Source organism: Vreelandella salicampi (assembly GCF_013415105.1).
GTDB lineage: Bacteria > Pseudomonadota > Gammaproteobacteria > Pseudomonadales > Halomonadaceae > Vreelandella > Vreelandella salicampi.
The window spans coordinates 163956-178694 of sequence record NZ_JACCDF010000004.1 but is presented as its reverse complement, the minus strand read 5'-3'; the positions used below and the strand labels follow the sequence as shown (position 1 = coordinate 178694).

At 53.8% G+C, this 14739-nt stretch carries 9 protein-coding genes, 1 tRNA gene and 1 pseudogene; 9 read left to right on the top strand and 2 right to left on the bottom strand.

Annotated elements, in window-relative coordinates; genetic code table 11:
- Positions 1-71 precede the first annotated feature (71 nt).
- The 7 genes and pseudogenes from HZS81_RS18275 to HZS81_RS06975 all read left to right on the top strand — a co-directional run bounded on the left by HZS81_RS18275 (position 72) and on the right by HZS81_RS06975 (position 10689).
- A pseudogene (locus tag HZS81_RS18275) lies at positions 72-1053 on the top strand (IS30 family transposase).
- 190 nt (positions 1054-1243) lie between these two features.
- On the top strand, positions 1244-4771 hold the full coding sequence (gene hsdR / locus HZS81_RS07000; RefSeq protein WP_338401825.1) for a type I restriction-modification system endonuclease: 3528 nt from the start codon (positions 1244-1246) through the stop codon (positions 4769-4771).
- A 222-nt stretch (positions 4772-4993) separates the two neighbouring features.
- Positions 4994-6013, top strand: coding sequence for a Fic family protein (locus tag HZS81_RS06995; RefSeq protein ID WP_338401824.1), 1020 nt, complete (start codon positions 4994-4996; stop codon positions 6011-6013).
- An 18-nt stretch (positions 6014-6031) separates the two neighbouring features.
- The gene (locus tag HZS81_RS06990) at positions 6032-7609 is read left to right on the top strand and encodes a class I SAM-dependent DNA methyltransferase (protein ID WP_179929835.1); all 1578 of its coding nucleotides are present in this window, start codon (positions 6032-6034) and stop codon (positions 7607-7609) included.
- Positions 7606-8997 (top strand): restriction endonuclease subunit S, encoded by a 1392-nt coding sequence (locus HZS81_RS18210; protein WP_206679542.1) that lies wholly within the window; start codon positions 7606-7608, stop codon positions 8995-8997. Before HZS81_RS06990 ends, HZS81_RS18210 begins: the two co-directional genes overlap by 4 nt.
- A gap of 53 nt (positions 8998-9050) precedes the next feature.
- On the top strand, positions 9051-10316 hold the full coding sequence (locus tag HZS81_RS06980; protein WP_179929834.1) for a PDDEXK-like family protein: 1266 nt from the start codon (positions 9051-9053) through the stop codon (positions 10314-10316).
- Between the two features lie 22 nt (positions 10317-10338).
- Complete coding sequence (locus tag HZS81_RS06975; RefSeq protein WP_179929833.1) at positions 10339-10689, top strand: hypothetical protein; 351 nt, start codon at positions 10339-10341, stop codon at positions 10687-10689.
- 377 nt (positions 10690-11066) lie between these two features.
- Here the strand turns inward: HZS81_RS06975 and HZS81_RS06970 are convergent.
- Positions 11067-11143, bottom strand: a tRNA-Pro gene (locus HZS81_RS06970).
- A gap of 80 nt (positions 11144-11223) precedes the next feature.
- The gene (gene ispB, locus HZS81_RS06965; protein ID WP_179929832.1) at positions 11224-12228 is read right to left on the bottom strand and encodes an octaprenyl diphosphate synthase; all 1005 of its coding nucleotides are present in this window, start codon (positions 12226-12228) and stop codon (positions 11224-11226) included.
- A 324-nt stretch (positions 12229-12552) separates the two neighbouring features.
- On the opposite strand from ispB, the gene HZS81_RS06960 reads away from it, so the two are divergent.
- The gene (locus tag HZS81_RS06960) at positions 12553-14037 is read left to right on the top strand and encodes a COG3014 family protein (protein ID WP_206679541.1); all 1485 of its coding nucleotides are present in this window, start codon (positions 12553-12555) and stop codon (positions 14035-14037) included.
- 101 nt (positions 14038-14138) lie between these two features.
- The gene (gene lpoB / locus HZS81_RS06955; RefSeq protein ID WP_179929831.1) at positions 14139-14738 is read left to right on the top strand and encodes a penicillin-binding protein activator LpoB; all 600 of its coding nucleotides are present in this window, start codon (positions 14139-14141) and stop codon (positions 14736-14738) included.
- The last annotated feature ends 1 nt before the right edge of the window (position 14739 follow it).

Genomic DNA, 14739 nt, shown 5'->3' with positions numbered 1-14739 from the left:
AACCACCCGGTAGAAACAGGAGAGCCAGCGCCGGTACCCTCCCTGCTTTACCGATCAAAGTGAAGCAGAGCATGGGATACCGACAACTGTCCCAGACCAACGATACCAGATTTACGCTTATATTGGGCTAGGTATGAGCCAGCGACAGGTCGCCAGGGATCTTGGCATTCATAACAGCACGATCAGTCGCGAGTTGCGTCGTAACGCGGCTGATGACGGTTATGAGCCTGAGCTAGCTCAGCGCCTTAGCAACGACCGCCGGCGTACCGCCTGGAAGTGGACGAAGCGCCTACCCAGCATGATCAACATCGTCGCCAAGCAGCTGCGGGAGGAGTGGAGTCTAGATCAAATTAGCGGTTTCATGGCGCCGTGCGTCGGCATAGGAGTCAGTCACCTGTGGAGCTATTCCTTGGTCTGGAATGACAAGGCGCGCGGTGGTGATCTCTTCGTCAACCTAAGCGGCGCAGCAAGCATCGTGCTCACGCCAAGAGTGCAGGCCTCGGCAAAATCCCTAACCGTGTGGGCATCGAACACCGCCCTGTTGAGGTCGATGACCGGCTCACCATCTGACATTGGGAGGGGGATACCGTCATCCAGGGCCTCAAGCAATCGGGCTGGGTCACGTTAGTCGAGTGACGCAGTGGCTACCTTCTGGCAGCGCGCTTGCCCATGGGGCTCAGCGAAATTAACCCAGAAAGCCATGATCCGGTTGCTGAAGCGTCGTCATGGCGCTGTGCTGACTATAACGCTGGACAATGGCTCGGCGTTCGCTGGCCATGAAACCGTGGCTAAGAAGGTGTCCGCATCGACGTACTTCTGTGATCCTTACTGTCTGGACGGCTCGGGAGTAACGAAAACACTAATGGCCTGATACGGGATTACTTTCCTAAGGAAACGTACTTCCAACAGGTAACGGATACCGAGGTGCGACGAGTCGTCAATAAGTTAAACGAGCGGCCTCGAAAGCGGCTCGGCTACGGAACACCGGTACAGGTATTTTTGGGAGAGCACTCAGGAGTGCTAAAAACCGCAGGTGTTGCGCTTAATACTTGAATTCAGGAAACAGAGCTCTCTTCTTTCAGGCTTGCCACTCTGCAGTTCAAAGCGCGATAGGCTCGTCCCTTCAGTCGCATTAGGGCTGATCATTTCGCGCTACCCTGATAAAGTCCATTGATTAGCAACAGAAGGCTGAAGGCCGAGCCTTCCGTAATGAATGCCAAGTGCATACGAAGTGGAGCCATCTGTGCGAGTCAGCGACCAAGCATCAGCAAATTTCGGTTTCCTGGCCGAGCATGACGCGCTATTTGTGCAGCTGGCTTCAGCTGCCGAGGGGGCATTCGCCAGCGACCCTAACACCACGTTGATCAAGCTGCGCCAACTGGGCGAGGCGCTTGCTCAGCACATGGCCGCGCTGTCAGGTATCGATTTCGATGAGCAAACGAGCCAAGCCGACCTTCTTTATCGGCTAAATCGCGAGCTGCGGCTTGAATCCCAGGTACGAGAGCTTTTTCATACCCTGCGGATCGAAGGGAACCGGGCTACCCACCAATTTCGCACTCGCCATAAAGAAGCCATGGATGGATTGAAATTGGCCAGAGAGTTAGCGATTTGGTTCCACCGCTCCTTTGGCAATGCAGGGTCCGGATTCAAACCGGGGCCGTTCGTGCCACCGGAAGATCCCAGCGCCCAACTACGCCAGTTGCAGTCAGGTATCGAAAAACTGCGCCATGATCTGCAAAACGCGAACGTAGAGCTAAACAGCAGCCAGCAACTCAGCCAACTGGTTGAGAAAGAAAAGGCTGAATACGAAGCCCTGGCCGTCGCCATGGATGAAGAAGCTCGGGCGCTAGAGAAACAAGCCCGCCAGCACGAAGAAGCGCTGGCGCAACAGCAAGCTGCCTACGAAAATAAAATCAAAGCTCTGCAAAAGCAGCTCACGCAGCAAGGCGAACAAACCGTTAATCAGCAGCGCCAGAAAGTGGCCAAGCAAACCAAAGCCGCCACCGATACCCTGGTACTGAACGAAGAACTCACCCGCATTCTCATTGACCAGCAATTGCATGAAGCCGGCTGGGAAGCAGACAGCCAGGAAATCACCTACCAGAAGGGCGCAAGGCCAGAGAAAGGGACTTACCGCGCGATTGCCGAATGGCCCACCAATCATAACGGCAAAAAAGGTCGAGCCGATTACGTATTGTTTGTGGGCCTTGCGCCCATCGCGGTGGTAGAAGCCAAGAAAGAAAACACCAACGTGGCGGGCAAAATTGATCAGTCCGAACGTTACAGTAAAGGGGTCCGCGTCGAGGCCCCTCTGGTAGGTGCCTGGGAGCTTACTGGTCGCACCATTGCCTGGCCTGCTGATGACGAAGGCCACTATATGGTGCCTTTCGTCTATTCCTGTAACGGTCGACCTTATGTCCCCCAGCTGGCCGAACAATCGGGCACCTGGTTTCGGGATGTGCGGGACCCCAGTAACACCCGACGCGCACTGTCACGTTTTCATACCCCGGGTGGTTTGCTGGACTTACTGGAGCGCGATAAAGAAAACGCAGAAAAGCTGCTTAAGAACGAACCCTTCGGTTATCTGAAACTGCGTGACTATCAACAGAAGGCTATTGCGGCGACTGAAAATGCCCTGTCACGAAACGTCCGCTCCGTATTGCTTGCCATGGCAACTGGCACGGGTAAAACCCGTACCATCATTGGCCTGATGTACCGCTTCCTGAAAACCGAACGCTACCATCGCATTTTATTTCTTGTAGACCGCACCGCCCTTGGGCAGCAGGCCATCGACGCTTTTAACGAAGCGCCTCTGGAGCAGAACCAGACCCTGAGTAAGATTTATAATGTCGCTGAACTGGGCGATATGGCCGCTGAAGCCGAAACCCGCGTGCAGGTCGCCACCGTTCAGGCCATGGTGAAGCGCATCTTTATGAGCGATCAGCCGCCGCCCATTGACCAGTTTGATTGCATCATTATCGACGAAGCCCACCGGGGCTATACACTGGATCAGGAAATGACCGAAGGTGAGCTGGCGACGCGGGATGCCAGTCAATACATCTCCAGTTACCGGCGAGTGCTGGACTACTTCGATGCCATCAAAATCGGCCTGACGGCCACCCCGGCCAGACACACCAGTGATATTTTTGGCAAACCTGTCTACACCTACTCGTACAGAGAAGCCGTCGCGGATGACTGGCTGATCGACCACGAACCACCCATTCGCTACGAAACCCTGCTGACCAAGAACGGCATCCAGTTTGAGAAAGGTAAGCCAGTCGAGGTGATTAACACCCAGACCGGCGAGGTGGATACCACGGAACTCGAAGACGAACTGAGCTTCGAGGTTGAGGCCTTCAACCGTCGAGTGATCAATGAGAATTTTAATCGGGTTATCTGCGAACAGCTGGCGCAGGAACTAGACCCCTTCGACGACGAAAAAGCGCTGATTTTCTGCGCGACTGATCTGCACGCTGATATGGTCAAGCGCCTTCTGGATGATGCCTTTAAAGAGCTCTATAACGGCAGCTATAACGAAGCCGCCGTTGCCAAGATTACCGGCAAAAGTGACAAAGTCGATCAGCTGATTCGTCGTTTCAAGAACGAGCGTTATCCCAGTATTGCCGTCACCGTCGACCTGCTGACGACCGGTATCGATGTACCCAAGATCTGTCACTTAGTGTTTATGCGGCGGGTGCGCTCGCGCATTCTGTATGAGCAAATGATTGGCCGCGCCACCCGTCGCTGTGACGAAATCGGCAAAACCGTGTTCCGTATTTATGACCCGGTCGATATCTACGCCGCCCTTGCCGAGGTCAACACCATGAAGCCCCTGGTGAGAGACCCTAATATCACCTTGGAGCAACTGGTCGACGAGCTGACCGACGAGGACCATCTAGAAGCAGCGCTGAATAGCCCTGGCGAACAGCTGGGCGAAAGCCAAGCTGATGTAGTGCTTAGCCAACTGAGTCAGAAGGTCATGCGTGTACTGCGCAAAGCCGACAACAAAGCCGAAAGCCGGCCGGCGCTGAAAGACAAGCTGGACGAACTGCAAGAGCTGTGGGGCGTGGAGCCAAAAAATCTGCACCAGCACCTTCAGAAATTAGGTCCGCGCGAAGCGTCAGCATTCATCACCCAGCACAGCGGCCTGGTTAATCAACTTGGCCAAGTGAAATCACTGGCAGGCAGCGACAACATGCCCGTGATTTCGCACCATGAAGACAAGCTCATCCAGGAGCCCACCCAAAGCTACGGTGTGCACCAGCGGCCTGAGGATTACCTGGACAGCTTCAACGCGTTTATCAAAGAGCAGGTTAACCAATCGACCGCCCTGGCAGTGGTCGTCAACAAGCCCCGCGACCTTACGCGCCAGCAACTCAAGGAAGTGAAAGTGCTGCTGGATAACCACGGCTATTCGGAAGCCAATCTGCAAACCGCCGTGCGCAACCAGACCAATAAAGACATTGCTGCCAGTATCGTTGGCCATATCCGCCGCGCTGCGCTGGGCGAGCCTCTAAAGCCCTTTGAGCAGCGCGTCGCTGAAGCCATGGACCGCATCTATACCCAGCACGATTGGACATCGGCCCAGCGCAAGTGGCTAGAACGCCTAGCTAAGCAACTGACCCATGAGATCATTATCGACCGCGAAACCGTCAACCAGCTACCCGCCTTCCAAGGTGGTGCAAAGCAGTTGGATAAAATACTGGGCGACCAATTGGATACCGTGCTGGATGAGCTAGGCGATGCCATGTGGCCGCAGCAGAGCGCTTAAATGAGCGGTGTCGGGGCTCTGGCTGATTGGCCTTAGCAAATAGCTAGATTTTGCCGTTATTTATACATTTACTGCTTCACATGCAAAGGAAAGTGCCATTTCCTTTGCATATCTATCCCAATATATATAGATTTTCTATTTTTCTATACATGATATAAGAAGAGACGCTCCGTGCTGCCAACGCTACCCCTTGAACACATCGAAAAGTGGGAAACGCGCTCCGTGCTGAAAAAAGCGGCGGAGGCACATCGTTACCTGGCAGAGCTGAAAGGCGTAGCCGCGACCATTCCCAATGAAGAAATCTTGATCAACACGCTGACCTTGCAAGAAGCCCGGCACAGCTCTGAAATCGAAAATATCATCACTACCCAGGATGATCTGTATCGCGCTGTCGTGGCGGACGCGGCCAGCGTCTCACCGCAAACCAAAGAGGTTCAGGATTACGCAACCGCCCTGCGAGCCGGGTTCCGCAGCGTTCGGCAGTCGCGGCTGATCCGGCTTAACGATATTCTCCTGATTCAGGAGACGCTCGAACACAACAACGCCGGTTTCCGGAAGCTACCGGGGACCGCATTGAAGAATCAGGCCACTGGGGAGGTCGTCTATGAGCCGCCCCAGTCCGCCCAGGACATCGAAGCGTTGATGAGCAACCTGGTGGCTTACATCAACGATGACGAGCTGTGCGATGCAGACCCGTTGGTAAAAATGGCCATCATCCATCATCAGTTTGAAAGTGTTCACCCGTTCTATGATGGCAACGGCCGGACCGGGCGTATCATCAACATGCTGTATCTGGTCGCTCAAGACCTGCTCGACTTGCCCGTGCTGTACTTCAGCCGCTATCTGATCCAGACCAAAGCCGATTACTACCGGCAATTACAGGCAGTGCGCGATACCGGGAACTGGGAGCCGTGGCTGCTCTATATGCTGGAAGGTATCAGCCAGACCGCTCAGCAAACCATTGACCTGATTGGTCAAATCCGCGAGTTGATGCAATATACCAAACACCGGATGCGTGATGAATGCCCCAAAATTTACCGGCAGGAACTGCTGAACAACCTGTTCAATCACCCATATACGAAAATCGAATTCGTGATGGAGGATCTTGCCGTCAGCCGTATCACCGCTACCAAATACCTGGATGAGCTGGTCAGCATTGGCCTGCTGGACAAAACCAAGGTCGGCCGTAGCAACTTCTACATCAATACACCGCTGATGGCGCTATTCCTTGAGCGCGCCTAACACTACTCGGAAGTACCCATGACCAATAACGACATCGTCCAAAAACTCTGGAATCTGTGTGATGTACTGCGCGATGACGGCATCAATTACTCGGACTATGTCACCGAGCTGGTGCTGCTGCTGTTCATCAAAATGGTCGACGAAAACACCGAAGCCGGCACCCTGAAGAACCACCCACTGCCGGAAGGCTGCCGCTGGACAGACCTGAACAGTAAAGACGGCGTTAACCTGCTCAATGATTACAAGCGCATTCTGTTTTGCTTATCCACAGGCCGCGACGCCAACGGCAAACTGGTACACACTGACCCACTAATTAGCGCCATTTACGCCGATGCGCAAACCCGCCTGAGTGAGCCTAGTCACTTACGACAAATGGTGGTCGCGCTTGATCAGATCGACTGGTTTAGCGCTCAGAGCGACGGCCTTGGGGATCTCTACGAAGGCCTGCTAGAAAAGAACGCTAATGAAACCAAGTCTGGCGCAGGCCAGTATTTCACGCCCCGCGAGTTGATCAACACCATGGTGCGCTGCCTGAAACCCCAGCCCGGCGAGAAGGTTCAGGACCCGGCAGCGGGCACGGCGGGCTTTCTCATCGCTGCGGATCAGTACATCAAGGATCACACCGACGACCTGTTCGATCTAAACGCCCAGCAGCAGGCCTTTCAAAAAAGCCGCGCTTTTGTCGGCATCGAACTTGTGCCCGGCACCCGTCGCCTAGCGTTGATGAACTGCCTGCTTCACGGCATGGAAGGCGACGATGAAGGCGTAGTGCACTTGGGCAACGCGCTTGGTCAGACCGGAGCGGGCCTGGAAAAGGCTGACGTTATTCTCGCCAATCCGCCCTTTGGTACCAGCAAAGGTGGCGACGCCAGCATCACCCGCGACGACCTCACCTATAAAACCAGCAACAAACAGCTGGCCTTCCTGCAGCACATCTACCGCAATCTCAAACCCGGTGGCCGCGCCGCCGTAGTACTGCCGGATAACGTGCTGTTTGAAGCCGGCGTAGGCACCGAGGTACGCCGGGACCTGATGCACAAGTGCAACCTGCACACCATCCTGCGCCTGCCCACTGGCATCTTCTACGCCCAGGGTGTGAAAACCAACGTTCTGTTCTTCACCAAAGGCAGCGCAACGGATAAGCACCAAGAAGAAAACTGCACCGAAAACGTCTGGGTTTACGATCTGCGCATCAACATGCCCAGCTTTGGCAAGCGCACACCGTTTGGCGAGCAGCACTTAAAGCCCTTCGAGACAGTTTTCGGAAATAACGCTATCGGCCAAAGCGACCGCCAGGAGGGTGAATGGAGCTTTCATTCTGACAAGATCGAACTGCCGGAAGCCACCAAAGCCACTGATGAGAACCAAGGCGTAGATGAACGCATGATCCATAGCCGCTGGCGCTGCTTCAGTCGCGAGTGGATTGCCGAGCACAAAGGCGACTCGTTGGATATCTCTTGGCTCAAAGATAGTGACAGTGTGGACGCTGCCAATCTACCAGAGCCAAATGTGTTAGCGGGCGAGGCGATGGGAGAACTGAAAGCTGCGCTAGGTGAACTGGAAGCATTGGTCACAGAACTAGAGGGTGAGTCGTGAAGGAAATAAATCACACTCCAGAAAGTTGGGCACGATGTTCGCTGGTAGATGTTGTTGTACTAAATCCGAAGAATGATGCCAGTGCTGATCAAGTGGCTGGATTTGTTCCCATGGCACTGGCTCCGACCGATTATCACGGCATCTTGCAGCACGAGGAGAAGCTGTGGGGAAAAATTAAAAAGTCCTATACCAATTTTGCTGATGGCGACATCATATTCGCCAAAGTGACTCCGTGTTTCGAGAACGGTAAAGCTGCGATTGTGCGTGACATGCCGGGCGGGATCGGGGCTGGAAGTTCGGAATTTTATGTCCTTAGGCCAACCAGCAAAGAGATCTCACCAACCCTGATTTTTGCGACCATCAAAAGTCAGTCCTTTATGCAGCAGGGTGCAGAGAGCATGACGGGGGCCGTGGGACTCCGCCGAGTCCCACGAGCATTTGTAGAAGCGTTTCCAGTAGCGTTGCCGCCTGCTGCCGAACAAAAAGCCATCGCCGACAAACTCGACACCCTGCTGGCCCAGGTGGAAAACACCAAAGCCCGCCTCGAACGCATCCCGCAAATCCTCAAACGCTTCCGCCAGTCGGTGCTGGCTGCGGCGATGAGTGGGCGGTTGACGGAGGAGTGGCGAAGCATGAGTGAGCTCACTGGATGGGCGAACATCAGCCTTAGGAACCTCGTTCAAAACATTGAAGCCGGGAAAAACCTGAAGTGTATTGAAACTCCGCCCGGCGAGAACGAATTCGGAATCATCAAGATCAGCGCTGTGACTTGGGGCACATATGACGAGGAGCAAAGTAAGACTCTCCCCGAAAAAAATCTGTTCTTGGAATCTCGGAGAATAAAGGTTGGTGATTTCTTAATATCAAGAGCCAATACAATTGATCTACTTGGTAATCCAGTGATTGTGCAGAAGGTTACAAAGAATCTGATGCTCAGCGATAAGGTACTTCGCTTGAACATGGACGATGAGGACAAAGCTTGGGTTAACATCTTCCTTCGTTCAATGACCGGACGTAAGGAAATCCAAGACCGCTCCACCGGCAATCAAATGTCAATGCGTAACATCGGCCAAAAAGCACTGCTCGAAATCCCGATTCCGAAGCCTCTTTATGAAGAACAAACCGAAATCGTCCGCCGAGTAGACCAACTTTTCGCACACGCCGACCGCATCGAACAACAGGTCAACAACGCTCTGGGCCGCGTCAATAACCTCACCCAGTCCATCCTCGCAAAAGCCTTTCGAGGCGAACTCACCGAGCAATGGCGCAAGGACAACCCGGAGCTGATCAGCGGCGACAACAGCGCGGAGGCGTTGCTGGAGCGTATTAAAGCTGAGAAAGCAGCGTCAAAACCGGCAAAGAAAACTCGCAAGCAGACAACCGCGTGATGTTCACGCGGTGAGTGTGTAGTTCGTAACTCACTACCGTAAGGAAAAGCTGAATGAGTCATCTTGCTGCATCGCAAGACGAAGCCGAACTGACAGACAGCTTTCGCCGCTTGGCCGAGCTGGTCGAGACTTGCAGAGAAAATGCCAATAGGGACGGTGAGCGTTTCAATATCTTCGCGATCCTGGGCCTTCAGCGCGATGAAAACCGCACTCACTCACGATATCTCGCTGAGTTGCTGAGCCCCACCGGGCGGCACGGTGAGGGCGCCAGGTTTCTAAATGCATTTGTTAACGACATCCTGGGCCTTTCATACGATGTAAGTGAGCGTGCCAACGTAACCAGAGAGCTCGCCACCGAAGACCAGCGACGTGTGGATATCGTGGTGGAGTCGCCAGATCTAATTATCGGCATTGAAGTGAAGATTGACGCCGGTGACCAGAAGGCGCAGCTGCACGACTATTACACAGAGCTCAAACATCGGGCTAAAAACCGGAAAAAGGCGGTGCTTGTCTATCTCACGCTGGATGCCAAGGCGCCCTCCGCCTACAGCCTTAAAGACCTTGAGCAAGAGAATGTACATTGCCTTTCTTTCGAGAAAGATATCCGCCAGTGGATCGACAATTGCGCAAGCTTCAGTATCCACAAACCGGAATTGTCCTACGCGCTTATCCAGTACCAGCGTCTGCTCGAAAATATCACCGGAGCCGGAACCTCTATGACAGCGCTTATCGCAGACAAACTCGCCAACAACCGTGATGACCTGGAAACAGCGTTGGCGCTAGAAAAGGCGCTCCCCAAGGCAAAAGCAGCGGTGATGCTTCGGTTCTGGGAGGAACTCTCTTTCGCGTTGACTCATGCGTTTGGTGGAGCGCCGGCTGTTTATGGCGGTAAAGACCTGAGAGAAATTTCCCAGAACTATTTTGATGACAGCCGAGGTGGCAAACGTGTGGGCATCAAGCTCCCAGTTGGTACCGTGAACGGTGAAACTCTCTGCCTGTATGTTCACATCTATAATGCCATTCACTACGGGCTGCGTATCGAAGGTACGTCAGGGTCACCAGTAATACGGCCTGAAAAAAAGGCGATGCTGGGCGATGGTAATGCGATGGCCGACAAGGAAACCGACTGGCTAGCTTGCTATTACTACAACCCATCCCCCAGCCAGGAGCCGATCATTCTTAATTTTGATAAATTCAATGGACCAGTGCTCGACCTGATGGATGAAGAGAAGCGGCAGGCCATCATCGGTCAGATGGTGGATCACCAGGTGACCCTGGTTAAAGAAGCTAAATCGCTGATGGAAAACAGCGACGCCTAAACAATGCGAGAGGCTATGCGCCATGAAGTACGACTCATCCTTTGCTCAACATCGCCTGACACAGCTGACTGAGCAACTGCTCCCTGACACATCGGTCTCAGGCAATATCATATTCTTTGCCGACGAGGAGGAGGGCAGAGTAGGCGGCGCAACCTGGCAGTTTGAAGACGAAGATCATTCGTTACTCAAGGACAGCGACTTTACATACATGCTCATGGAGCTATTGGATGTCTTGATTCGCTACCGTGCCAGCCATGGCGTTACGGATACCCTCAGCGGCATCATTCAAATGGATAAGTCCGTACCAGATATTCAGTGGCTTACAGCCAGTGAAGCAGAGAAGCGACGTGGCAGCCTGAACCCGACAATGTAAGAATAAGTAGTCAGAATAGCTTGTTATTGAATTCTTGAAAGCCCGATCTACATAACCACGGGTTATCAATTTTTTAGATATTAGTGGAGTTCGTGAACGATCCGACCGGCCACATCTTACATAGCTAACGTGGTGTACGTACCTTACAGCATATTCTGCCTTCGAACTGTTTTGATGTTTACGACTCATTGAGATGCTGAGCGATTATGTGTTCAGTGGAAATATCTATTTATTGAAGATTGCTGATTAACTCTGGTGCGCGGGGCAGTGATAAGCATTAGTCCTCACGCGCAGAACCTATTTGGCACCTAATAAATAGCTCAACAAAAAACGGCCACTTGCTGTATTAGCTAAGTGGCCGTTTTTAATAATCTTTTTGGTCGGAATAGCAGGATTCGAACCTACGACCTCTGCCTCCCGAAGGCAGCGCTCTACCAAGCTGAGCTATATTCCGTTATTTGTTTCAGGGCATCGCCCTTCAACGCGGACAAATTATACGTGAAAGAGGCCAGCATGCAACCCTGAAAACGCGATTTACGTTTTACGCTCAACCGCGAGGCGGGCAAGTTTTGCCATTGTGTCGCGATAGGGGCTTGCCGGCAAGGCGTCGAGTTGGGCGAGGGCTTTATCGGCCATTTCTTCGGCGCGGGCGCGGGTATAGGTTAAAGCACCGGTGGCGTTAACGATATCCATTACCGCATCAAGTTGCTCTAGCCCGCCTTTGCGAATGGCCTGGCGAATCAGCTTGGCTTGCTCGGGAGTGCCTTTTTCCATGGCGTGAATTAGCGGTAGCGTCGGCTTGCCTTCGGTGAGGTCGTCACCCACGTTTTTGCCCATGGCGTTGGCGTCGCCTTGGTAGTCGAGTAGGTCATCGATTAGCTGGAACGCCAGGCCTAAATAGCGCCCGTAATACTGCAGGGCGCGTTCCTGCTCGGGGGAAGCCTCGGCCAGTACGGCGCCGCTGTGGGAAGACGCCTCGAACAGCATTGCGGTTTTGCCTTGGATGGTCTCAAAGTAGTCCGCCTCAGAGATATCCGGGTTGCCGATATTGGTCAGTTGTTGCACTTCGCCTTCGGCAATGACGCAGGTGGCGGCCGAAAGAATCGCCATAATGCGCATGGAGCCGACATCAACCATCATTTGAAAGGAGCGCGAGTAAAGAAAATCGCCCACTAATACAGACGGTGCATTGCCCCAGCTGTCGTTGGCGGTTTGTTTGCCGCGGCGCAGGTGTGACTCATCCACCACGTCGTCGTGCAAAAGCGTTGAGGTATGCATGAACTCGATCAGGGTTGCCAGGGCGATGTGCTTGTCACCGTCATAGCCGAGCGCGCGCGCGGCAAGTAGCACAAGAAGCGGGCGTAGGCGTTTGCCGCCGCTTTCAATGATGTACTGGCTGATGGTGGCGACCAGCGGCACTCTAGAGTTGAGCTGCTCGACAATGGTGCGGTTAACGGCGTTAAAGTCATCCGCCACCACGGCATGCAGCGGTAAAGGTGAGGTGCTGACAGGTGGGGTTGAAGAGGCGTTTGCAGTCATTAATCCGTTCATCGCGGCAGGTGGAGACGGCAAGGCCGCCTGATAAAGTTGATGTCATGCTATGGGGCCGCCTGTTGGGCGTCAAGATTAAGCCCTGCGGGGATGCCAAATAGTCCTTCTTTTGACCTAGGTTCGCTTTTGCAGAATGGCAATACGTTGAAGGCATGCTAAGCTCCCTTTGGTCACAGCCTGGCACGATAACAATCGGGACTTGACCACGGATAACATGGATGAACACAAGGATGTCCTTCTGGAGAAGGGCAATATAGACATTGGGTGCTTGACGTTAAGGCTCGGGTGCCTATCAGGGACATATAAGGGAACATGATGAAAGGAGTAGTAAAGGCCGTTGCGCTTGCAGCAGCCGTGTCGGCGTTGGCTGGCTGTTCTTCCTACCAGCAGCGTAGCCAGATGGAAGCCTTCAACACTTCCTGGGTACTGGGTGATTACAACGCGGCAATAGAATCCATGAGGCCCAAACCTGGGCTTGGCGGCTTGAAGAAAGTAGAAGACAAACGTCTTCTTGAAGTGCTCCACCAGGCGGAAGCCAAGCGTATGCTCGGAGCGCATGATGAAGCGATTGCGCTGTACGATGAAGCCGAAGTTGGCATGAAGCTCGATGACACCACCGGCTTGGCTTCCAATCTTCTTGAGGGTGGGATGTCCGTTCTGGTCAATGATGCAGAGCGTGATTATACCCCGATGCTTTCTGAGACCATTCTGGTCAATACCTATAAAGGGTTGTCATTCCTGCACCAAGGGCAGCGGGACCTCGCCCGCATCGAGTTTAATCGTGCCGATGATCGCACTCGGCGAGCAGTCGAATCATTTGCTGACGAAATCGCCGCGCAGCAGGCGGCATTGAAAGACGGCGACGGCACAGAGCAGGCCTCAATAAGCAAGAGCCTGGAAAGCGATGCGCTACAGCAGAGTGTTTCCGAGCATTATGGCAATACGGCTCAGTGGAATGTCTATTCGGAATTCATCGTTCCAGCTTCCACTTATCTTCACGGCCTCTTTTTCCTTGCAAGCCGGGATAGCGGCGATTTGGATAAAGCCAGCGTTTCACTTTCGCGCGTGGCTGAAATGGCCCCGGACAACACTATTCTGCGCCAAGATGCCGAGCTTGCCGACGCCCTCTCGTCCGGTCGTCAGTCCAGGCAAGATCTCGCCCCACAGGTTTGGGTGCTGTATGAAAATGGGTTAGGACCGGTGGCTAAAGAAACGCGTTTTGATATTCCACTGTTGCTCTTCCACGGCAATACTTCGGTACCTGCCTATACCGGTATCGCACTGCCGCGCTACAGCGACCGCGCCGCTAATCGGGATGCCCTTTCGATTAATGCGGACGGAAGCCAGTTTACCCTGGAGGCCTTCTCGCCCATGGGTAAGGTCGTGAATACTGAAATGCAGTCGCGTTTTCCAGCGGTGCTTGGCAGAGCTGTCGCTTCTGCCGCAGTTAAGGCGTTGATCCAAAAATCGGCAGCCGATGAATTAGGCGCGGTTGGGCAGCTAGGGTCAGCGCTATTTGCCGCGTCTACCACGCGTGCGGATTTGCGCAGCTGGCAGGCGACACCGGATCACTGGGAAGCGACCCGCTTTGATCGCCCTGCCTCCGGCGCTTTGACGTTGAGCACGCAAGCTGGCCCGCTGGGAGAAGTTTCTTTGCCAGACTGGCCTTACACCCTGGTATACATCAAACGCCCGAGTCAGCAAGGCCCGGCGCAGGTTTCCGTGATTGACCTACAGGGTGAGCATACCGGCGCGCAGTTTACGCTGGGTGCAACGCCCGCCGTGGCTAGTCGATAAGCACCTTTCATAACGGCACTACCAAAACCATAGGCAGCGCGACACCGCGCTGCCTGTCATCGTGTAGTAAAAACGTGTATTCGAAATAAGGAAATGACGTAATGAAGTATTTAGTGATGTTCGCGGCGTTGATGCTGACCTTAAGTGGCTGTGCCACACCAGCGCACTATGTCGATCCGGAGAATGATCAGGGTGAGGTTAGCATGTCGCTCGACTATCGCGATTTCGAGCGCGCCGCGACCGCATCCGTGGATTCCATGCTGGCAAGTGGTGCCGTCGAAAACCCCAATGGCGGGCGTTACGTGATGGTGGTCAGCCGTATCATCAATGACACCATGCAGCGCTTAGATACCGACCAGCTGGTCAAGAAGATCCGGGTAGATTTGCTACGCTCCGGGCGTGTCGTGACCACAACGGCCGTAGGCATTGATGGTGCTGAAGATCAAATGAACATGCTGGCCAGATCGCTGCGTGATTCAGAGGAGTTCGATCAGCGCGGTGTGCAGCGCAAAGGCACGCTGCAAGCGCCGGATTTAAGTCTGTCGGGCAAAATCCTGCAGCGTAACCGCCAAGTGGGCGGCGATCAGCAGGTTGAATACTATGTGCAGCTGTCGTTGACCGATCTTGCAACCGGTCTTGCTCTTTGGGAAGACGAAACCCAGGTGATTAAACGCGGTTCGGATGCCTCGGTAAGCTGGTAAG